Genomic DNA, 19720 nt, shown 5'->3' with positions numbered 1-19720 from the left:
AGATGCGTATCGCCCTCATTCACGCCCTGAAGCATTCGATTCAGCCGATCGAATCAACATTCGCAAGGCTGTGGCCGGAAACGCGGCTGATGAACCTGCTCGACGACAGCCTGTCGGCCGATCTCGCACGCGACGGCCGCCTCACCGACGCCATGACCGAGCGTTTCCTTGCGCTCGGCCGCTATGTCGTGAGCACCGGCGCTGATGCGATCCTGTTCACCTGCTCCGCTTTCGGGCCGTGCATCGAGGCCGTCGCGCGGGCGCATGCGCCGATGCCGGTCTTAAAGCCCAATGAGGCGATGATCGAGCAGGCCGCGCGAAGCGGACATAGGGTCGGCCTGCTCTCGACATTTCCGCCGACCTTGGTCTCGATGCCTCCTGAGTTTCCAGCCTCCATCGAGCTCGTGCCGAAACTGGCGGAAGGCGCGCTGGCGGCGCTCGATCGCGGCGATCGCGCCCAGCATGATCGGCTTGTGGTCGAAGCATCGAACGACTTGCGCGACTGCGACGTCATCGCGCTCGCGCAATACAGCATGGCGCCTGCGGCGCGCGCCGTTGAGCAGGCATCGGGAAGGCCGGTGCTCACGACGCCGGATAGCGCCGTGCTGAAGTTGAAGCAGATGCTCTGCTGACGGTATTCCATGCCGACAGGCGTGCGGCGAATCATCCTGATAGAACGGCTGCTGGACGAAGAGGTACATCAGGGAGTTGTGCGAACAGAGCGTTCGCGTGTCTGCATATGCGGCGCTCCTTTCTGCAAGCGATCATTCCTTCGCTCACCGGTTGTTTCGACGCTTTCGCTGCCGCCGCTTAACGTTACTTAAACAGCCACAGCAATAAGTTCGCCCTGGCTGAAGAGGTTGGGCCAAAGGCCAGACTGCAATGGGGTGGGCATGATCAAAGGTATTCAGAATCTGCGGATCGGAGCCAAGCTCGGCATCGCATCCGCGCTCGGTGTGATCTTCGTCGCGCTGATGATCATCAACCAGCTGACGGCGAATGCCACCGTGAGCCGGACCAACGAAAGCGCGCTTCTGCAATCCACCATCGCGCGCGCAGCCATCGACGCCAAGGCCGCAGCGCGCGGCCTGCAGATCGGCGCGGGCAACATCCGCGTTGCGAGCACCGATGAAGAGTTGCAGAAGGCCACGGACTTTCTGGCGGCACGTTTCAAGGGGTTCCTCGGGTTCACCGATGAGATCGCCCGTCTCTCGACATCAGACACGCGCTTGCAGCTGGACAAGTTGAAGAGCTCGGCGACAGCGTATGACGCTGCCGCAGACAGGCTTGCGAAGATGAAGGCCGAGCTTCTGGAAATCGCCTCGGTCGAAGCTTCCGGACTTGCAATCACGAATGAGGCCCAGGCGCGCGCCGCCCAGTTGACGGCAGATTCACGACTGATCGCCAGTGATGTCATGCTTCCGCTTGCAGCGGAACTTGAGTCGAACGCCAATTCGATCGTGGACCACGCCAAGCAGGCGATGACCGGCGAAATCGAAAAGGCGGCGCAGCAGGCGGCTTGGGCCGACAGGATGTCGCTCGTCATCGGCGGTATTGCGGCCCTTCTTCTGATCGTCACGTCCGTGCTCTCGGCGCTTTCGATCGCGGGACCGATGCGCAGCCTGAGCCGGGCCATGCAGGAACTCGCGAACGGCAATTTTGACGTCCCGTTGCCCGGCGTCGCGCGCAAGGACGAGATCGGCGCGGTCGCGCGCGCCGTCGAGACGTTCAAGGTCAAGGCGGAAGAGAAGGCGGCGCTCGAGGCCGAATCCAGGCGCCGGCAGGATGACACCCTTGCCGGGCAGCGGCGGGCCGAGATGATCAAGCTCGCGGATGCGTTCGAGGGAGCGGTAGGCGAGATCGTCAGCACCGTCTCGACGGCGTCGACGGAGCTGGAGCAATCCGCAAAGGCGCTCACGTCGACGGCCGAACGCACGCAGGAAATAACGGTTGCTGTCGCCTCCGCTTCCGAAGAAGCGTCGGCCAATGTGCAATCGGTGGCTACCGCAACGGAACAACTGTCGTCTTCGGTGAATGAGATCAGTCGCCAGGTTCAGGATTCGGCGCGAATCGCGGCCGATGCGGTCGGCCAGGCGCGCGCCACGACCGACCGGGTAAGTGAACTGTCCAAGGCCGCGAGCCGCATCGGCGATGTCGTGGAGCTCATCAATACCATTGCGGGCCAGACCAACCTCTTGGCGCTCAATGCAACCATCGAGGCTGCGCGCGCCGGCGACGCAGGTCGCGGCTTTGCTGTCGTCGCGTCCGAGGTGAAGGCGCTGGCCGAGCAGACGGCGAAGGCGACCGGCGAAATCGGGCAGCAGATCGCGGCGATCCAGACCGCCACCGACCAATCGGTCGGCGCGATCGGGCAGATCAGCAACACGATCGAGGCACTGGCAGAGATCGCCTCGACGGTCGCCGCTGCGGTCGAAGAGCAAGGCGCGGCGACGCAGGAGATCGCGCGCAACGTGCAACAGGCCGCGCAAGGGACTGAGGAGGTTTCTTCAGGGATCACCGACGTGCAGCGCGGTGCCACCGCGACAGGCACGGCGTCCACGCAGGTGCTCTCATCCGCGCAGTTGCTGTCCCGTGACAGCAGCCGGCTCCAGATGGAGGTCGGCCGGTTCCCTGCAGACCGTGCGGGCCGCCTGAACGCGGCTGGTGGCGACGCCGCCACCATTGTAGATGCTGCCTCGGTCGCAAGAAGGCAAAAGCCGGCCGGGCGTTCATCGATCGCAACATTCGCGAACCTATACGTTCGCGCATCGTTAGCCCTGCGTCTCGCAAACGAAGGGTGATCCCATGAGTGCGACAGGTCTCGAGGTATTCGACAGAACCATCCACCTCACCAATTCATGGCTGGATGAGATCATGGAAACCTTGCCACGTGACCGGCAGGTGGCGTGGCATGCGCTCGGTGCGGTGTTGCGGACCATACGCGATCGGGTTCCCATCGAGCTCGCGGCGCATCTCGGCGCGCAGCTTCCCCTGATGGTGCGCGGTACATACTACGATCGATTCCGTCCGAGCGATGCCCCGCAAAATTGGCGCTCAGCGGAACAGTTCCTGTCGATCATCACGGCCGAGCTCAGCTCGACGAGGCCGGTGAGTGCGACCGACGCCGCGCATGCGGTGTTCCAGGTGCTGAACCATTACGTCGATCCCGGTCAGGTCGAGAAGGTCCGCCACGCGTTGCCGGAGGAAGTCCGCGCGATGTGGCCGCAATCGAAGAGGACGCCGCGGCGCGCGGAATCGGTTTCCTGATCGATTACGTCCTGGGGTTCGATGACCATGAAGTGAACCCACGCAGTTCGCGTGCGTTATTCTATGTCACTTTCGATGGAACAGGAGTCCATCATGACCAAGCCACCACCGGTGCCGCCGGAGAACCAGAGTCGCAAAGGTACGGGTGATCCGAAGTCCGGCAATGCCCATCAGGCGCGCACGGCGCGCGGGCATGCAGAAAATTCCGACGAGCAGGGACAGTCGGCAAATACCAAGCAGAACACGACCCATCAAGGCTATCAGCAGGATCGCTGAAGGAGGCCACCCATGTCCACTTCCACCAAGACGCCGGCGAGCATCCGCCAGGGCGGCCCCGGTGCCGCGCACGAAAATGCCCAGGCACCGCTTGAGGTCAAGAAACCGACGGCCGATGATCCCAAGCGTCGTCACAGCCGGGTTTCCGGCGGCGGCGGCGAGCGCGACAGCCATCACACGCACGAACCGGAACAGAAGGGCGGGGGTACGCATCCGGCATCGAAGGGATGATCATGACGAAGCATGCCAAGACGAAACGGCCGAGCAATGTCGATCTCCATCGCAATCCGCTGATCGGCGGCTCGAAGGGCATCACGATGGCGCAGGCGACGCCAGATGATCTCGAAGACGTCGAAGGCGAGAATACGTTTGAGGGCGACGTCGAGAATGACACCAATCCGCAGGGCGGCATCGAGGCGCTCGATCGGCGGCAGGGCCGCCCGCCGCGCGATCAGACGCCGAAATCGCGCAAGACGGTGTTGCAGGGCAAGAAGACGCATGAGCAGCAGCTTCGGATGCTCGAACGAAAGCCTGACGTTCCCGACGCGCGCACTGTCGAACAGGGCGGCGCGCGCATTGCGGAAGATGCGGGCGTAAAACGTCCGAAATCCAATGCGCGCCAGTCGGAATTTCCGGTGAGCCGCGGCGGGCTGAATCAGGAAAGCCATCACAACAAGCACAACGATCCCGGTCAGAGCGGCCATAAGCCGCAGAAGCGCGGCGGGTAAAGACTGAAATCGTGGGATCATTTAGATCATGATCCGATCAGGCTGAATCTTCGCCTCTCCCGCTTGCTTGCGGGAGAGGGGGCGCAGCTTGATCGATCTGAGGCTTGATCGATATCTAAGGCTTGGCGCCCGCGTCCGTGCGCAGCCACTTTCGCGGCGGTGGCTGGTAGGTTGCAAAGCGGCTGAGCAGCGCTTCAACTCTGGTCTCGATGACGAGCATCTCGGCATAGGCGGCGGCCATGAACCCCTCCGCGACGATCCTCTCGACCATTGCGATCAGCGGCGCGAAATAGCCCTTCACGTTCAGGAGGCCGCAGGGCTTTTCATGGATACCGAGCTGGGCCCAGGTCCATTCCTCGAAAAGTTCTTCGAGCGTTCCGGCGCCGCCGGGTAGCGCGATGAAGCCGTCGGATAGCTGCGCCATCATCAACTTGCGCTCGTGCATGGTTTCGACGACGTGAAGCTGGCTCAGGCCCGTGTGCCCGATCTCGCGCTCGACAAGCGCGCGCGGTATGACGCCGACGACACGCCCGCCCGCCGCGAGCGTCGCATCTGCCACCGCTCCCATCAGCCCGACTTTCCCTCCGCCATAGACCACGGTGATGCCGGCCTTCGCCAGCGCCTGTCCGGTGGCAACCGCGGCCTCCAGGTAGATCGGATCGCGGCCCGGGCTGGAGCCGCAGAAGATACACACGGATTTCAGCGCTTTGGCGTTTTGGTTCTGCATTGGATTGATGCGGACCTTTCATGCTGCAAGCGATTCGTCGGCAGGTCGAGATTAGCATGAGGGCAGGGGAGCGCGGCGTCCAGCACCAAGGTGGTGTATCGGCGGACCTGAATTGTGAAGCCTATTCACATGCTTTTGAAATCAAAAAGGAAATTTTCCGCGCGCTGGGACCCTGCCGGACTTTCGCGAAGCACGGTGTGCCGATGGGCGCCGCCCGTCATGCTGGCGTTGCCCGGCCGGCTGGCGGCATAATGCAAGCGGTGCATCACACCGTGAGCCGCGTGCACCTCGGCAATTATTGATGGGTGTCACAGTTCCGGGCCGGACAACCTCATCTCTCGCTCCGCCCTGAACAAGTTGCCATAAAGGTTTGCGATCCATTGACGACCGCTTGACGTGACGTTCAGGTATCGAATGGCGGTCGATATCTGCGGGGCGACGGTGTTCCAGTAGAACTGCGGATATCTGTAGACGACGTCGGCGGGATTCTCGTAGCCGAGCTGCTTGTTCATGCCGATCTCTTCGAACTCATAGAAGAGAGCATTGGCTTTCCTCAGATAGTTGGGTTCGCCGAGCTGCCCGATCAGGTCCGCGGCGCGCAGCAGCAGACCCTCTTCATTGTTCAGATCGTCGTCCGGCGATGAGGGGGCGTAGGGAAACCGGGTGTACTCGATCGCTCGCGCCATCCGGTTCGCGTCGACGTGTTCAACACCATCGAAACGCTCCAGCGCGAACAGTTTGGATCGGTCCACATGATAGGGACCGAGCGCCGCGTCCGATGCGCCGCGCGGAAGCTGGATGGTCGCGCCGGTGGCATCGGCGACATAGACGTCGTCTCCGTCTCCTTGCAGGACGCCGCGGACATATCCGATGTCGTGGATCAAGCAGGCCAGGATGAAGTTTGAATAGTCCTCGGCTGTCGTCGGCCGCGACAAGGTGCGCCCCATCAGAATGTCATGGCCAGCCAGGGTGACCAGCATCGAGTGTTCGATATTGTGGTAGAGCGCATCGCTGTTGCCGATGCATTCAAGCGCCAGTCGCGCCGCATATGGCAGGAGCTCGTTGAGGTAACCGTAAGACGAGCCAAACCGTCCGTTTGTCTCGGAGGCCAGAAAAGTGCCGAGCGCCTGCGCGGTGAGGTGTGGAATGGTGAGCATGCTGCTGCTCGCTCAATCGCGACTGATTGAAGCTATCACAGTCCGCTCGGGCCGTCTTCAGGCGGCGTGACGAAAATGGTATGGATCGGGGCGCTGGAAAGGGTGGGGGAGCGCCTATGATCTCGGTCAGGCACAGTGGACTTGTCGTTGCCTTCTCAGTTTTGGTGTGCGCCGCACACGAGGCGAAGGCCGTGCCGCTCACGCCGTTTCGCTATCAAGCCCAGGCGCAGCGGCATTGCCCCGATGATTCCGTGGTTTGGCTCGATTTCCGACGCACGCGCTATTACCTGAAAGGGCAGAAACGTTACGGACGGGGTCACACCGGCAGTTTTGTGTGCACGAGCGAAGCCCGCGCGAGCGGCTACCGGCGTTCGCTGCTTGGGCTGAGGTAGCACTGCGCCCGACGGCGCAGCATAGACTTCAGAGAATTTCCGCTTACCGCCCTTGATGTTGGAGCGAAGAGAAAATGCCGATGAGGATGGCCTTGAGTATTGGGCTGCTGGTTGTGGCGACCTCGGGTGCCGGCGCGCAATACCTCGGCAACTATTCCGCCAACCCATATGCCCCGAACTCGACGGGGAACGCCTACGGTGCTGGTAGCCGCTACAATCCAAGCAGCATCAACAATCCGTACGGGCAGCATGGCAGCGCTTACAGCAATAACTCCGCCAACAATCCGTATGCGACGGATGGACCCAAGCTGTATGACAGCGAGGGAAACTATCGTGGGCGCCTAAGCAGCAACCCGTATGATCCGGATTCGATTTCAAATCCATACGGCCGCTATGGAAGTCGCTTCGCGCCAGACAGCGTCAACAATCCCTACGGTGCCGGCAATCCACATACGCCGGATAGCCCGACGAACCCATATGGCCAAGGTCTCTCCATTCAAGGAGCGGATGACGACTGAAGGCTCGGTCCTACCGCCGCGCGATGTTGACCGCGGCTAAGGCCGGTATTTCCGTCGGAGAGTCTATGGTGAGTTTTGATTCTGTGCAGAATCTGGCGATCTACGCAACTTACTGAATTATTGGCGCCCCAGCGTGGATGAAGCTGATAACTACGTCTCCGCTGGAGCCCTATGATATTCTGCTCTTTAGTCTGCGAGTGTTGCCGCGAGTGTCCGAGAACCGCCATCGCTGCTACGATTGAGGGTCCCGTTTCGGCGCGTTCTGGATGAGGTAGTGCTTTCAAAGGGGATTGGCATTTGAGTAATCGATGTCCATCAGCCGCTCGCCTCCACTCGCTTCAGCGCGGAAAGAAAGGTGCCGCCAAAACCGCGAGCATGCCAAAGGCGGCGATGTTCCAGAACAGCGAGCGGATGAGCGGTATCCCGGATACATAGAGCGCGGTGTAAGCTATGCGCCCGCCGATATAGGCAATCGATCCCCAATACGTCAGCTCATTGTGAACGCCTGCCGCCTGAGCCGTGAGAACTGCCGCCGCAAAGAACGGAAAGGTCTCCATATAATTGCGGAAGTTACGGTTGATGCGCCCGGGGATGGGCTTGAGCGGCGGCATCTCGACGTCGCGCGAGCTCGCAGCCCATTTGAGGCCGTATTGCGCGTTTGCGACCTGCGCCGCGGCGACGAGTTGAAGGAAGCCCCAAAGACTTGCGGCTGTTAGCACCATTAGCTCGAAGCTCATGCCCATCCAGTGTCCTCTTCTAAGAGGCGCATATAGATCATATCGATCCGCTCAGCTTCTAACCTCAGCTGGTGCGCTCATCACGGCCCTTGCAAATCCCGGCTCGGAGAAGGCGATCGTACCGTCCGGCAGGCCCAGGATCCGGTCGATGGCGATCCCCTGCTGGCGCAGGCGCTCGTCGAGCGCGGTCGCCGCTTCTTCAAGCTGTGACGTGCCGGATGCCTCGATGGCGCGCGCCACCGCGTCGCGTGTCGACGCCCCGAGGTGCAGAATGATCTCTGCGGTTGTCGCCGGATCGTCGATGCGGAAACGGCCCTCGGCCTTTCCTTGCCTCAAGATATCGACAAACAGCGGCAGCATGACCTTGCCTGTGGCCCTATTGAGGCGATGGTAGAGAACGATGTTCTCGGGCTTGAAGACCGCGTCGAAAGCGGCGCGGATCGCTGCGGCGTCTTCGATCTTGAGCTGGCGGGATTGCGAGAGGACAGCATTCATGCGGGCCACTGCATCCAGGCCTCTCTCGTCGAGGATGGGCTCAAGGCGGGTTAGGGCGTCGGCCGCCATGCGTTCGGCGAGCGCTTCAAGCAGATACTCCTTGGCGGAGAAGTGGTGATAGAAGCCACCTTTGGAGACGCCCGCCCGCTCCATGATGTCGGCGACCGTGGTCGCCTCGTAGCCCTTGCTGAGGAACAGCGCCTGAGCGCTGTCGAGCAGCTCGTTGCGCCGGGCATCAGGCTTCTTCTTTACCCATCGAGTCACGCCATCTCCTATGTTTCCCATTGAAACCGACCGTCGGTTTGTTATATAGACGTCCTTGGCCAGTGCCGCAATGCCTGATGCCAGTGGGCACGGTGAGCCGGAAGGGCGGGAAGGAGCCATGTCATGAGGAGGAGGGCGCCAGACCTGCCTTCGGACCGATCGGCTGCGCCGGCGATCACGCCGGCCGCCATCCGGGTCGAGAATCTGACCTTCCGCTATCACGGACAGGCCAAACCGGCCGTGGACGGGGTCGGCTTTTCCGTGGCGCACGGCGAGATCTTCGGACTGCTCGGGCCTTCGGGCGCAGGCAAGAGCACCTTGCAAAAGGTGCTGACACGCCAGCAACGGCGCTTCGAGGGTGCGGTCGAGGTGCTGGGCAAGCCACTCCCGTCCTGGGGGCAGGACTATTTCGAGGCCATTGGCGTCGGGTTCGAACTGCCCAACCACTACGTCAAGTTCACCGCCGTCGAGAACCTCAGATTCTTCGCCTCGCTCTACAAACGGAAGAGCCGCGACCCGCTGGAGTTGCTGGCGCTAGTCGGCCTTGCGGATGCCGCGAACAAGAAGGTGGAGACCTTCTCAAAAGGCATGCGCATGCGCCTCAACTTCGTGCGCGCGATCCAGCACGATCCGGAAATCCTGTTCCTTGACGAGCCGACCGCCGGTCTCGATCCCATCAACGCCGGCATCATCAAGCGCTTGATCGCGGACCTCCGCCGAGCGGGCAAGACCGTCGTTCTCACCACGCACAATATGAACGATGTCGACGAGCTCTGCGACCGGGTCTCCTTCATGGTTACAGGCCGGTTCGCGGCGCTCGATGCGCCTGAGGCCCTCAAGGCGAAATACGGCCGCCGCACCGTGCGGATCACGCACGGCCGCGACGTGGCCGAGACCGATGAATTCCCCCTCGATGGACTTGCCGACGATGCGCGTTTTCTCGCCATCCTCAGGGCCGGCGCCGTTCGCACGCTGCACAGCCAAGAAGCCAGTCTCGATCAGGTGTTCAGCGACGTCACTGGCACCTCGCTTGATCATGTGGAGGAAGCCGCGTGAACCCCGCACTGCTCCTGCGGCTGGCGCTTTGGGACATCCGCGTGCAGATGCGCGAGCGCATCTATCTCTTCACGGTCTTCACCACCGCCTTCTTCACGACGGCGGTGGCGCTCCTGCCCGATGGTGCGCCCGACACTGTGATCACCGGGATCCTGTTCCTTGACCCGGCGATCGTCGGCGCGAGCTTTATAGGCGGGCTAGTGTTGCTGGAGCGCTCGCAGAATACGCCGCCGGCTCTCGCCGTGACCCCCGCCTCGCCGGCCGACTATGTACTCGCTAAGCTCATGACCTTCACAGCGCTGACCATCGTGGGGGGCCTCGCCATTGTCATTGTCGCCTACTGGCGGCCGCCGACCGCGCTGGTCCTGCGCTTCGCGCTGGCGCTCGCCTTCACCGGCGCCCTCGGCGTGCTCGGCGGCCTCGTCCTGGTCGCGACAGCCAACTCGATCAACCATTTTATCGCCCGCGCCTTCCCGATCTCTATCCTCTTGTTCCTACCTTTCCTCGCCCATTTCGGCGCGGTCGAGGGCTGGCTCGCCTGGGCCCTGTTCGGGATCAACCCCGGCCACGCCATGCTGCGCGCACTGCTGTGGGCGGCGGACCCGTCCGCCATCACCACCGCCGAGACACTCTACGCTTTCAGCTACATGGCACTCGTCAGTGCGGTGCTGTTGCGGTGGGCGCTTGCCCTGCATACGCGCACCATCGGCTATGTCGGCAGCTAAGGCGCCCGCAGGAGGTACACCATGTCCCCGCTCATGAGCCTCGCCGCCCATGATCTCGCCAGCATCCGGCGCGATCGGGTGCTGACCAACATCATCGGACTGATGCTGGGGATCGTGGCCATCGCTGCCGTCGTGCGCGCTCTCGGATATTTCTCCAACTGGTGGGTCACGATCCAGCTTCTGCTGCTGCTCGGCTACATGCCGGGTGTAGGCTATCTGGCGGCGGTGCTGATCGTTGACGAGATGGACAGTGGCGTCGACCGGGCGCTGCGCGTCTCGCCGCTGCCGCTGAGTCACGTGCTCGCCCTGCGTATCGGCATGTGCGTCCTCTTGGTCCTGTCCTACGGGCTCGTAATGGTGCTGGCGACGCGCATGATCGTGCTGCCGCTCACCCAATGGCTGCCCCCGCTGCTGGCCCTTTCGCTCGCCAGCGTCTGGACCACCATCACCGTGCCGACGCTGTCGCGCGACAAGGTGCAGGCGTTCGGCCTGTTCAGGGTCCTCAACCTCTATGTGCAGATCGCAGCGCTCTATCTCTTCATCCCGCAGGATGCCTGGTACACGCAGTTCCTGTTCCTGTCGCCCGCCACATGGTCGGTGAAATCGATCTTGGCCTTCATCGAGGGAGCTACGGCGGATGGCTATCTCTGGGCACTGGGCGGCATCGTCTTCTGGGCGGTGCTCATCGCGGCGTCCATCGGCGCCTATCAGCGCAGGCAGAACCGCGATGCGGTGTGAGGCGCGATGATCCCAGAACAATCCGTGCTGTTGGCGAACCGCCGAAGGGCAATGCGCTGATGCGAACGCCGAAGGCCGCCGAACACCGCCGCTCTTGCCGCAACGAAACTCTATCGGAGCAGCCGAATGCAGCAACTCGCAGGAAATTGTAGATTCGGCGGAGTTTGGCGCACCCGACACGATTCGAACGTGTGACCTTTGCCTTCGGAGGGCAACGCTCTATCCAGCTGAGCTACGGGTGCCTAGCCGTTCATTTAGCCGATTGGTCTGCTGTCGGCAACGGCCTTGAGGTGATTGTCCGGCCGGGCACAGGCGATAAACTGGGTTGCAGCAGCTGCGTACAAGCGCCGCCTGCCCAAGGAGATTCGCCATGCGCCCGCTGGAATTTGGCTGGTATTTGCCGACACACGGCGACACCACGGCTTATGGGTTGATGGAAGCGCAGGTGCCCGGCTCGCCGGAACTCTGCGAGCGCGTGGTGCAGGCCGCGGAACGCGCGGGCTTTGAGTATCTGCTGATCCCGGTCGGCTCGGTGTGCTGGGAGGCCTGGATTACGGGCGCCTTCATGGCGGCAAGGTCGTCGAAGATCAAGCCGCTGGTCGCGGCACGTCCCGGCTATATCAATCCCGTGCTGCTTGCCAAGATGATCTCGACCTTCGACCAGATGTCGGGCGGACGCATCTGCATCAACCTGATCGCAGGGCAGAACGAGAGCGAGGTCGAAGCCGAGGGTGTCAGCTACGCCAAGGAAGAGCGTTACGCGTTGATGGACGAGGAGGTCTCGATCCTGAAGGCGCTGTGGACCACGCGCGGGCCGGTGCATTTCAATGGCAGGTTCCGCACGCTGTCGGGTGCGCATATCCGGCCGCGGCCGCTGCAGCAGCCGTTTCCGAAATTCTATCTCGGCGGCGGCTCGCGGCAGGCGTGGGAATTGTCGGCGAAACATTCCGACGTGCATCTGTTCTGGGGCGACCTGCCGGAACGGATCGCGCAGAACATCGCCGAGATCAGGACGCTGGCGCGCGGTCACGCCCGCGAGCAGGAGATCGGTTTCGGCATGCGGCTGCAGGTGATCTGCCGCGAGAACGAAGCGGATGCGTGGGAGGCAGCCGACCAGCTGGTCCGTCACGCCACCGAACGGCAGAAGCAGGAGATGAAGACGCTCTACAACAATTCAGTGGCGAACCAGCGCGTGCAGCAGCTCGCGCGCGAGCATGGCGATCTCCTGCTGCCGCATCTGTGGACCGGCATCACCAAGGTCCGGCCCGGCGCCGGTATTGCCGTGGTCGGCAATCCCGCCCAATGCGCCGACATGCTGCAGCAATTCATCGATGCCGGCTGCCATTCCTTCTGCCTGTCCGGCTATCTGCATGACGAGGAGGCCGAGCGGTTTGGACGGCTGATCCGTCCGATCCTCGCGGCGAACAATCGCGGCCGCTTGGCGGCGTAGCGGATCAGGCCGGCACGATCGTCTTACCGATCGGCCACAGCGCAATCCCGGCAAGCTTCAGGTGCGCCCAGGCGAAGGGCAGGCCAATGATGGTGACCGCCCAGATGATCGCCGTAAGCAGGTGACCGAGCGCAAGCCACCAGCCCGCGAGCACGAACCAGATCACGTTGCCAAGCAGCCCGAGCGGGCCGGTCCCGACGTCGCTCTCGCCGGTGATTTCGTCGCGGCGTATCGCCCGCGAGCCGAACGGCAGCAGGGTATAGACGGCGATGTTGAAGGCCGCGCGTGCCCAGGGCAGGCCGATGATGGTGATCGCCATGATGATCGCAGCGACAAGCCAGCCAAAGGCCATCCATGCGCCGCCAATCAGGATCCAGAGCACATTGAGGAGGATGGAAAGAGGGGACATGGGTTCACTCGACATTGCCTTGTGGCCGGATTGCCTCGTGGCCTGCCCACTCCATATTTATACGTCATCGTGGTTGCGCAAGATAGCCGCCCGGTCGGCTGTTTCAGCGCCGATACCTGCTGGTACGGGTGTAGGCCGGACGCGCTTCCTGCGTCGCCCGGCTCGCCAGGCTGGCTCGCGATTCGCTCGTCAGCGGTATCGACGGCTTGAGGTCGTCCAGGAAGATTGGTTTTGAGAAGTAGTAGCCTTGGGCATAGCGGATCTTGGTCGCGGCATGCAGGTAGGCGAGCTCCTCGTAGGATTCGATGCCTTCCGCGATCACGGTCATGCCGAGCGCCTCGCTCAAGGACTCGATCGCCCGCAGGATGCCCTGGCTGCGCGGGCGCTTATGGATGTCGGTGATGAAAGAGCGGTCGATCTTGATCTCGTCGGCGGTGATGTCGGCGAGCGCCGACAGTGACGAATAGCCGATACCAAAATCGTCGATCGATATCCCGACGCCGATCCGGCGCAATATCGGCAGGATCTCTTCCTGGAAATGCGACTTGGTGACGAAGGCGTCCTCCGTCACCTCGATCATGAAGCGCTTCGGAAAGCCTGTCTCCTCGAGCGCGCGGGCGAACGGCCGCATGAATTCGGGATTGGCAGCCTGCTTGGCCGCGACATTGATGCTGATGGAGGCGTCGGGGCCAAAGGTGTCGTTGATCAGGTCGATCGATTTCACGATCTCCGCCAGTACCAGATGGGTCAGTTCGTCGATCAGCCCGAGCTCGACGGCAAGGTTGACGAAGGTGCCGGGCGCCTGGATGACGCCCTCATTGTCGCGCAGCCGCACCAGTGCCTCGATGCCCCTGACCTCATGCGTCCTGAGATCGACCTTGGTCTGGAAGGCGCAGCAGAAACGCTTCTCGAGGATCGCGAGCCGCAGCGATTGCTCGATCTTCATCCGCGCCGTCGCCTCGACTTCCATGCTGGCGTCGAAGAAGGCCGCGGCGCCCTTGCCGCCATTCTTGACCCGGTACATCGCGATGTCGGCGTTCTGGCGCAGCTCGTCGTAGCTTCGGCCGTGCTCGGGATAAAGGCTCACCCCGATCGACGTGGAGGCGAAGATCTCCGACTGGTCGATGAAGAACGGTGCCTTCAACCGCTGCAGCATGAATGCGATGTAATCGGCGACCTCCTGCTCGGTCTGGATCGGATTGAGCAGCAGCAGGAATTCATCGCCGGAGATGCGCGACAGGATGTCGGTTTCGCGTAAGGACAGGCCAAGCCGCCGGGTCATCTCCACCAGCAGCGCGTCGCCGATGGCGTGGCCGTAATAGTCGTTGATGTGCTTGAAATTGTCGATGTCGAGGAAGGCGAGCGCGAAATGATTGTCTGCGGCATCGCGATGCAACAGGCTGTTGACGCGGTGCTCGATGACGCGCCGCGTCGGCAGGCCGGTCAGTTCGTCATAATAGGCGGAACGGAATAGCTGGTCCTCGAATGCCTTCTGTTCGGTAATGTCGGCGGAAGTCGACAGCAAGAGATTGCGGTCGGCGATCCGCACCGGCCGGTGTGCGGTGAGGAACACCTGTTTTGTTGCGCCGGAGGCAACCGCTTCCTCCAGCACGGTGGAGCGGCCGCTGCGCAGCAAGTCGCGACAGGTCTCGCGGCGCTCGTCAAGTTGCGCGGCTATTGCATCGCTTGCCAGTTGGAAGCGCGCCGCCGCGGCGTCGTTCACGACAAGGAAGTTGCCCTGCTCGTCCTGGACTGTGACGCCAGCAGGCAGCAGCCTGACGACATCACGCAGGATCCGCAATTCGGAATGGAGTTCGCCCTCATTCGCGGCCACGGCTGTGGCCATCTGAAAGTCGTGTTTTATGGGACTGTACATGCGCGCGAACTTGGCAAAGTCCCTTGTAGTTTTGGTTAAGTGGGACTGAGAAAAACCGCGACATCTGTGCCGATAGGAGATTTCAACAGGCGCCGCCTCAATCGTCATTAACAGAGCGTCAACCCGATCATCGAGGGTTTGCGGCTGTCTTTCGTTTCGCCTTCGCTTGGGAGCGGAGCGCAAAAAAGCGCGCTCAGGCCGTGGGAATCCGGCACTGCATGGTGCAGTGAACACCGGTCTTGAGATAGCTGACGTCGGCCTTGCCGTCGAATGGCCTCAGCGCCGACTTCAGAAGCCTGGTACCGAAACCCGGCTCGCCGACATTCTCCACAGCCGGCCCCTCGGTCTCGTCCCAGGTGATGGTGAGGCGATCGTCCGATACCGACCATGATACCTGCAGGAAGCCGCGCGCGGAGGAGAACGCGCCATACTTGCCGGCGTTGGTGGCGAGCTCATGAAAGATCAAGGCTAGGCTCACCGCGAGCTTGGCGGGCAGGAACAGGCGGTCGCCGTTCAGGCTGAATCGGACATGGCCGTAAGGACCAAGCTCGGAGATCAGGAGGTCCTGGATATCGCATCCATTGCCGTCAACCTTTGCGATCAGGTCGTCCGTCGCCGACAGTGCGCGGATGCGATGATCGATGCGGCTCCAGATCTGCGGCTGGTCTTGCAGCGCCTGGTGCAGCACGGCGTGAATGGTTGAGGACTTGTTCTTCAGCCGATGCTGCAACTCGTCGACGACGAGCTTGCGGTAGTCCTGTTCGCCGATCAGGCGCTTGGCGATCTTCTGCTGCTCAGCGACGATCGCGCGATAGTGCTCGACGCCCCAGATCGTGAGGCCGCACACCGCCCAGAACATCAAGAGCAACGCGATCCGCGTGGGATCGGTGACCGTGCTGCCGAAATTGAGGGCGAGGCCGAGCAGGCCGCTCGCAAGCGCGGTCAGGATTCCGATGCGCAAGCCACCGAAGGCGCCGGCGAAGAATACCGCCGGGAAATACGGCGTGAAGAATACGTCGGGACGGAGCTGGGACAGGCCCCAGCGCGCCGCCGTCGCCAGTGCCAGACAGATGATTGCAAAGCCGATGCTGAGCCCGAGCGATGGCGGGGCGTCCCCGCGCCAGCCGCACCTGAACTCGTCGATCAATCTCTTCATGGCTTTGTCACTTCAGGTGATCAGCGAATCCAAAATAAGGCCGAACCGACGGGTAAGCCGCGATTTGTGGCCGGCAGAGGGCCGCAGGCCACAGCCGGCGGCGTTGTGCACCGAACAGTCCGCTTGCCTTGTTCCGCCTGTGGCAGGAATATCCCAGTCCATCGAATTCGACTGGCAGCTTACTTAAGAGGGTAGCGACATGGGACGTTTGGACGGCAAGGTTGCGGTGATCACGGGTGCCACGAGCGGCATCGGCCTGCGTACGGCGGAGGTTTTCGTCGCCGAGGGCGCGAAGGTTATCATCGCCGGGCGCCGCATTGCCGAAGGCGAAGCCTTGGCCACGCAACTTGGCGCCAACTGCATCTTCCGCCAGACCGACGTCACTGTGGAAGAGCAGATGAAGGCGCTGATCGCGCTCGCGCTGGAAAAATTTGGTAAGGTCGACTGCCTCTTCAACAACGCTGGCGGTCCGGCGCAGACCGGCGGCATCGAGGGCCTGGAGGTTGACCGTTTCGATGCCGCGATGGCAACGCTGGTGCGCAGCGTCATGCTCGGCATGAAGCATGTCGCGCCGCACATGAAGAAGCAGGGCTCCGGCAGCATCATCAACAATGGCAGCATTGCCGGGCGGCTTGCCGGCTTCTCCTCCTCGGTGGTCTATGGCGCGGCGAAGGCCGCGGTGATCCATCTGACCAAATGCGTGGCGATGGAGCTCGGCGAGTCCGGCATCCGCGTCAACTCGATTTCGCCCGGCGCCATCGCGACCGGCATCTTTGGCAAGGCCCTGGGATTGTCAACTGACGCCGCCGAGAAGACGCCGGCCGTGATGCGCGAGGTCTACAAGACAGCGCAGCCGATTCCGCGCGCCGGCCTGCCCGACGATATCGCCCATGCTGCGGTGTTCCTCGCCAGCGACGAATCCTCCTTCATCAACGGCCACGATCTCGTCGTCGACGGCGCCATCACCGGCGGCCGCAACTGGACCCAGCAGCAGCAGGGCTACGTCGCCCTGCGCAAGGCCTTCGACCAGGGCGCCTAGCTAATCGCCGTCATTGCGAGCCACCGGGTCGGCGCGTAGCGCCGCCCGATGACAGGCTCCGCGAAGCAAGCAATCCATAACGCGGCTTGGGCGGGCATGATTGCTTAGCTCGCGCCTCAAAACATCCTGTCATTCCGGGGCACGCGTAGCGTGAACCCGGAATCCATTTCGCCGCTGGTGCATGCGGACCGATGGATTTCCGGGCTCGCGCTGCGCGCGCCCCGGAATGACGAAAGAGATCACGCCGGCTTCAGCATCACCCGCAGGCCCTCGTGGGGTTTGGGGATCGGCCACATCTGCCAGTCCGGCTTGTAGCCTGATGGCAGCGAGACGGCGAGGTTTTGCAGGAAATGGCGGGCGAAGCATTTGGCCTGCATATAGGCGAAATGCAGTCCGATACACATATGGGCGCCGCCGCCGAACGGGACCCAGGCGTAACGGTGGCGGTTGCGCTGGGCCTCGTCCGTGAAGCGCATCGGATCGAACCTGTCGGGCTCGGGCCAGATGTCCTTGATATGATGGGTGAACAACGGATTGACGCCGACCATGGTGCCGGCGGGAATCGCAAAGCCCTTGAAGGTGAAGTCGCGCACGGCGCGGCGCGGCATCGAGGGCACCGGTGGCTTCAGCCGCAGCGCCTCCTTGAACGCCATTTCCGATAAGGGCATGGCGGCGAGATGGTCCAGGCTGGTGGGCTGATCGGCCGAAATCCCGAGCGCGCCGATTTCCTCGCGCAGCTTCTGCTGCCATTCCGGATGGGCGGCAAGCTCGCCCACGAACGAGGTCAGCGAGGACGTCAGCGTGTCATGCGCCGCCATCATCAGGAAGCTCATATGGTCGATGATGTCCTGCTCGGAAAGCAGCGCACCGTCCTCGTGGGTTGCCTTGCACAGTTGCGCGAACAGGTCGCTGCCGCTGTCCTTCCTGGCGCGCCGGATCGGGATCTGCTCGGCGAAATAGGCGACGACGCGCCGGCGGCCCTTCACCCCGCGCGCCATCTGCGTGCGCGGCAGCGGCCGGCGGATCGGCGCCACCGCCGCTGCCACCATGTCGACGAACGCGCGGTTGATCTCGTCGACCTCGGGCCCGATGTCGGCACCGAGAAAGGAGGTCGCGGCCAGATCGAGGGTGAGCTGCTTCATCGCAGGGTAGATCAACATCTCGCCCGGCTTGGTTTTCCATTGCGCCACACGTGCCGCGATGCCCTTGTCGAGCTCGGTGAAATAGGACTTCATCGGCTCGGCCTTGAAAGCGACCGACAGCGCGCGGCGGTGCAGGCGATGCTGCTCGAAATCGCGCAGCATCAGCCCGCGCGGAAACAGCAGGCCGAGAATGCGCCCCCAGCCGAGCTCGGAAGAAAACTGCTTGGCCTGATCGAACATCACGAGCTCGTTGGCCTCGGGCCCGAGCAGCACGATGCTGGTTTCGCCGAACATATGGCTGCGATAGACCGGGCCGTATTTGGCGGCGTTCCGTTCGATATGACCCTTGGGATCAGCCAGCACGTGCAACGTCTTACCGATGATCGGCCAGCCCTCGTCGCCGGGAATATGCTTGAGCGAGTTGCGTTTCGGCGGCGTGAAGCTGTAGGTGGGGGGAGCCACACTCTGCATCGACATGGCGCTTGCTCCGGTCAGGCCGCTACCACTAGCCGTCCGTACACATAAATACCCGGTTGCGCTGCTCCTGCAAAGCCCGATGCCAAGGCAACTGTCGATCAGACTCCACCGAGGCTGCGGCGTTTCATCTCGCCGCATTGACCAAAGCGGCGATAGCGGTCTCGATTGATATCGCGCCTTTGCGGGCATTGGCGCCTTTGTCGGCAAAGTCGATCCAACCCTCGTTGAAGCCGTCGATCATCTGCATTCCCGGCAGGGGATTGCGCATGCCCTGCTCGCGAAAGATCGCTTCCCATTGTTCACGCGGCACGGCCTCGGCCTTGACCGGCTTGCCGAGCGCCTTTGAGAACGCCGCGGCGGTGGCCCTGGGGCTGACGCGCTCCGCGGCTTCGAGCTCGACGACGCGGACGCCGTTCCAGTTCTGCTGCAACAGATCGGCGACGGCGTTACCGACATCGGCAGTCGCGATCATCGGCACCGCATGATCGAGCGGTTGCAGATAGCTTCTGATGACGCCGTGATCCCGGGCGGAGGCGAGATCGAACGCCGCGTTGTCCATGAACCAGGCGGCGCGAAGGGACGTCACCGGCATGGCGAGCGTCGCCAGCGCGCGTTCGAGCAGACCGAGCTGGCTGAGCAGGTTCTGCCGCTCGGCATCGGCGCCGATCGTGAAGAGCGCCACCACGCTCTTGGGCGCGGTGAGGGTGTTTCCGCATTGGGACTCCCCGAGTGGAGAGAGCCCACCCGGCGCGGAGCCTGTACTCGGACGGCGCGAAGCGCCGATCCGGGTGCGCCGACCTCTCCCGCAAGCGAGAGCTTTGCTTAATTGGCTGAGCGGGAGTGGCAGCCGATGTCAGGCATTTTTTTGCGCTGCCTCAGGCGGTACGCGAGGGTTGACGGCCGCGTTTTCAGGGCCGTCCGATGGCAGCGGGCGGTGGCGGTCACGCCGCAGCTCCCACGGGCTGCAGCACCGCCCATCGTTTGAGGTTCATGGCGAGGCAGATAAGACGCAGATGCGTCTGGTTGCGTCTCAGGCCCAGATAGCGGGCGCGCGCCCAGCGGTAGACGCCCTTGAGACGTGCGAAGACCTG

General features: G+C 62.7%; 24 protein-coding genes and 1 tRNA gene. 14 read left to right on the top strand and 11 right to left on the bottom strand.

From position 1 onward, the window contains the following. Window positions 1–2 precede the first annotated feature (2 nt). The 6 genes from J6497_RS35285 (at window position 3) to J6497_RS35260 (ending at window position 4271) form a co-directional block, all read left to right on the top strand. On the top strand, window positions 3–632 hold the full coding sequence (locus J6497_RS35285; RefSeq protein ID WP_225708816.1) for an aspartate/glutamate racemase family protein: 630 nt from the start codon (window positions 3–5) through the stop codon (window positions 630–632). Between the two features lie 261 nt (window positions 633–893). Continuing rightward, on the top strand, window positions 894–2801 hold the full coding sequence (locus J6497_RS35280; protein WP_312010424.1) for a methyl-accepting chemotaxis protein: 1908 nt from the start codon (window positions 894–896) through the stop codon (window positions 2799–2801). Between the two features lie 4 nt (window positions 2802–2805). Continuing rightward, the gene (locus J6497_RS35275) at window positions 2806–3267 is read left to right on the top strand and encodes a DUF2267 domain-containing protein (protein ID WP_225708815.1); all 462 of its coding nucleotides are present in this window, start codon (window positions 2806–2808) and stop codon (window positions 3265–3267) included. 90 nt (window positions 3268–3357) lie between these two features. Continuing rightward, window positions 3358–3543 carry a hypothetical protein gene (locus J6497_RS35270; RefSeq protein ID WP_376708322.1) on the top strand — a complete coding sequence of 62 codons (186 nt, stop codon included), beginning with the start codon at window positions 3358–3360 and terminating at the stop codon, window positions 3541–3543. 12 nt (window positions 3544–3555) lie between these two features. Further along, window positions 3556–3774 carry a hypothetical protein gene (locus tag J6497_RS35265; protein WP_225708813.1) on the top strand — a complete coding sequence of 73 codons (219 nt, stop codon included), beginning with the start codon at window positions 3556–3558 and terminating at the stop codon, window positions 3772–3774. A 2-nt stretch (window positions 3775–3776) separates the two neighbouring features. Then, on the top strand, window positions 3777–4271 hold the full coding sequence (locus J6497_RS35260; protein WP_225708812.1) for a hypothetical protein: 495 nt from the start codon (window positions 3777–3779) through the stop codon (window positions 4269–4271). A 115-nt stretch (window positions 4272–4386) separates the two neighbouring features. On the opposite strand, the gene J6497_RS35255 is transcribed toward J6497_RS35260, so the two are convergent. Further along, window positions 4387–4998, bottom strand: coding sequence for an LOG family protein (locus J6497_RS35255; protein ID WP_225708811.1), 612 nt, complete (start codon window positions 4996–4998; stop codon window positions 4387–4389). A gap of 20 nt (window positions 4999–5018) precedes the next feature. Here J6497_RS35255 and J6497_RS35250 point away from each other — a divergent pair, with 20 nt between their 5' ends. Then, window positions 5019–5300 (top strand): hypothetical protein, encoded by a 282-nt coding sequence (locus J6497_RS35250; RefSeq protein ID WP_225708810.1) that lies wholly within the window; start codon window positions 5019–5021, stop codon window positions 5298–5300. A gap of 6 nt (window positions 5301–5306) precedes the next feature. On the opposite strand, the gene J6497_RS35245 is transcribed toward J6497_RS35250, so the two are convergent. Beyond that, on the bottom strand, window positions 5307–6155 hold the full coding sequence (locus J6497_RS35245) for a metal-dependent phosphohydrolase (protein ID WP_225708809.1): 849 nt from the start codon (window positions 6153–6155) through the stop codon (window positions 5307–5309). A 116-nt stretch (window positions 6156–6271) separates the two neighbouring features. Between J6497_RS35245 and J6497_RS35240 the strand changes: the two genes are divergently transcribed. Together J6497_RS35240 and J6497_RS35235 are read left to right on the top strand one after the other, a co-directional pair. After that, complete coding sequence (locus tag J6497_RS35240) at window positions 6272–6547, top strand: hypothetical protein (protein ID WP_225708808.1); 276 nt, start codon at window positions 6272–6274, stop codon at window positions 6545–6547. Window positions 6548–6639: 92 nt separating this feature from the next. After that, window positions 6640–7065, top strand: a complete 426-nt coding sequence (locus J6497_RS35235) for a hypothetical protein (RefSeq protein ID WP_225708807.1) — start codon at window positions 6640–6642, stop codon at window positions 7063–7065. Between the two features lie 338 nt (window positions 7066–7403). Here J6497_RS35235 and J6497_RS35230 read toward each other — a convergent pair whose 3' ends face one another. Next, complete coding sequence (locus J6497_RS35230) at window positions 7404–7802, bottom strand: MAPEG family protein (RefSeq protein WP_225708806.1); 399 nt, start codon at window positions 7800–7802, stop codon at window positions 7404–7406. 51 nt (window positions 7803–7853) lie between these two features. Beyond that, window positions 7854–8561: a TetR/AcrR family transcriptional regulator gene (locus tag J6497_RS35225; RefSeq protein WP_225708805.1), complete on the bottom strand. Its 708-nt coding sequence runs from the start codon at window positions 8559–8561 to the stop codon at window positions 7854–7856. A gap of 123 nt (window positions 8562–8684) precedes the next feature. On the opposite strand from J6497_RS35225, the gene J6497_RS35220 reads away from it, so the two are divergent. The 3 genes from J6497_RS35220 to J6497_RS35210 are packed head-to-tail and all read left to right on the top strand — an operon-like array spanning window position 8685 to window position 11080. Beyond that, window positions 8685–9617, top strand: a complete 933-nt coding sequence (locus tag J6497_RS35220) for an ABC transporter ATP-binding protein (protein WP_225708804.1) — start codon at window positions 8685–8687, stop codon at window positions 9615–9617. After that, window positions 9614–10342, top strand: a complete 729-nt coding sequence (locus J6497_RS35215; protein ID WP_225708803.1) for an Rv2686c family ABC transporter permease subunit — start codon at window positions 9614–9616, stop codon at window positions 10340–10342. Before J6497_RS35220 ends, J6497_RS35215 begins: the two co-directional genes overlap by 4 nt. A gap of 21 nt (window positions 10343–10363) precedes the next feature. Continuing rightward, window positions 10364–11080, top strand: a complete 717-nt coding sequence (locus tag J6497_RS35210) for an Rv2686c family ABC transporter permease subunit (protein ID WP_225708802.1) — start codon at window positions 10364–10366, stop codon at window positions 11078–11080. A gap of 165 nt (window positions 11081–11245) precedes the next feature. Here the strand turns inward: J6497_RS35210 and J6497_RS35205 are convergent. Beyond that, window positions 11246–11322: transfer RNA gene (locus J6497_RS35205), tRNA-Arg, on the bottom strand. Between the two features lie 128 nt (window positions 11323–11450). On the opposite strand from J6497_RS35205, the gene J6497_RS35200 reads away from it, so the two are divergent. Beyond that, window positions 11451–12530, top strand: coding sequence for an LLM class flavin-dependent oxidoreductase (locus J6497_RS35200; RefSeq protein ID WP_225708801.1), 1080 nt, complete (start codon window positions 11451–11453; stop codon window positions 12528–12530). 4 nt (window positions 12531–12534) lie between these two features. Here the strand turns inward: J6497_RS35200 and J6497_RS35195 are convergent, their stop codons facing one another. The 3 genes from J6497_RS35195 to J6497_RS35185 all read right to left on the bottom strand — a co-directional run bounded on the left by J6497_RS35195 (window position 12535) and on the right by J6497_RS35185 (window position 15971). Then, window positions 12535–12939 (bottom strand): YccF domain-containing protein, encoded by a 405-nt coding sequence (locus tag J6497_RS35195; RefSeq protein ID WP_225708800.1) that lies wholly within the window; start codon window positions 12937–12939, stop codon window positions 12535–12537. A 103-nt stretch (window positions 12940–13042) separates the two neighbouring features. After that, entirely contained in the window at window positions 13043–14815 is a 1773-nt protein-coding gene (locus J6497_RS35190; RefSeq protein ID WP_376708321.1) for a putative bifunctional diguanylate cyclase/phosphodiesterase, read from the bottom strand. A 193-nt stretch (window positions 14816–15008) separates the two neighbouring features. Beyond that, window positions 15009–15971, bottom strand: coding sequence for a sensor histidine kinase (locus J6497_RS35185; protein ID WP_225708798.1), 963 nt, complete (start codon window positions 15969–15971; stop codon window positions 15009–15011). 199 nt (window positions 15972–16170) lie between these two features. Between J6497_RS35185 and J6497_RS35180 the strand changes: the two genes are divergently transcribed. Next, a complete protein-coding gene (locus J6497_RS35180; RefSeq protein ID WP_225708797.1) occupies window positions 16171–17010 on the top strand; it encodes an SDR family NAD(P)-dependent oxidoreductase in 840 nt (279 codons plus the stop codon). Window positions 17011–17249: 239 nt separating this feature from the next. On the opposite strand, the gene J6497_RS35175 is transcribed toward J6497_RS35180, so the two are convergent. The 3 genes from J6497_RS35175 to J6497_RS35165 form a co-directional block, all read right to left on the bottom strand. Continuing rightward, window positions 17250–18629, bottom strand: a complete 1380-nt coding sequence (locus tag J6497_RS35175; protein WP_225708796.1) for a cytochrome P450 — start codon at window positions 18627–18629, stop codon at window positions 17250–17252. Window positions 18630–18753: 124 nt separating this feature from the next. After that, window positions 18754–19311 (bottom strand): NmrA family NAD(P)-binding protein, encoded by a 558-nt coding sequence (locus tag J6497_RS35170; RefSeq protein ID WP_225708795.1) that lies wholly within the window; start codon window positions 19309–19311, stop codon window positions 18754–18756. 259 nt (window positions 19312–19570) lie between these two features. After that, a partial coding sequence (locus J6497_RS35165; protein WP_225707938.1) for a transposase occupies window positions 19571–19720 on the bottom strand: 150 nt, incomplete at its 5' end.

This window comes from Bradyrhizobium cenepequi, assembly GCF_020329485.1.
Taxonomy (GTDB): Bacteria; Pseudomonadota; Alphaproteobacteria; order Rhizobiales; family Xanthobacteraceae; genus Bradyrhizobium; species Bradyrhizobium cenepequi.
The sequence above is the reverse complement of the archived record's forward strand: the minus strand, read 5'-3'. Positions and strand labels throughout refer to the sequence as shown.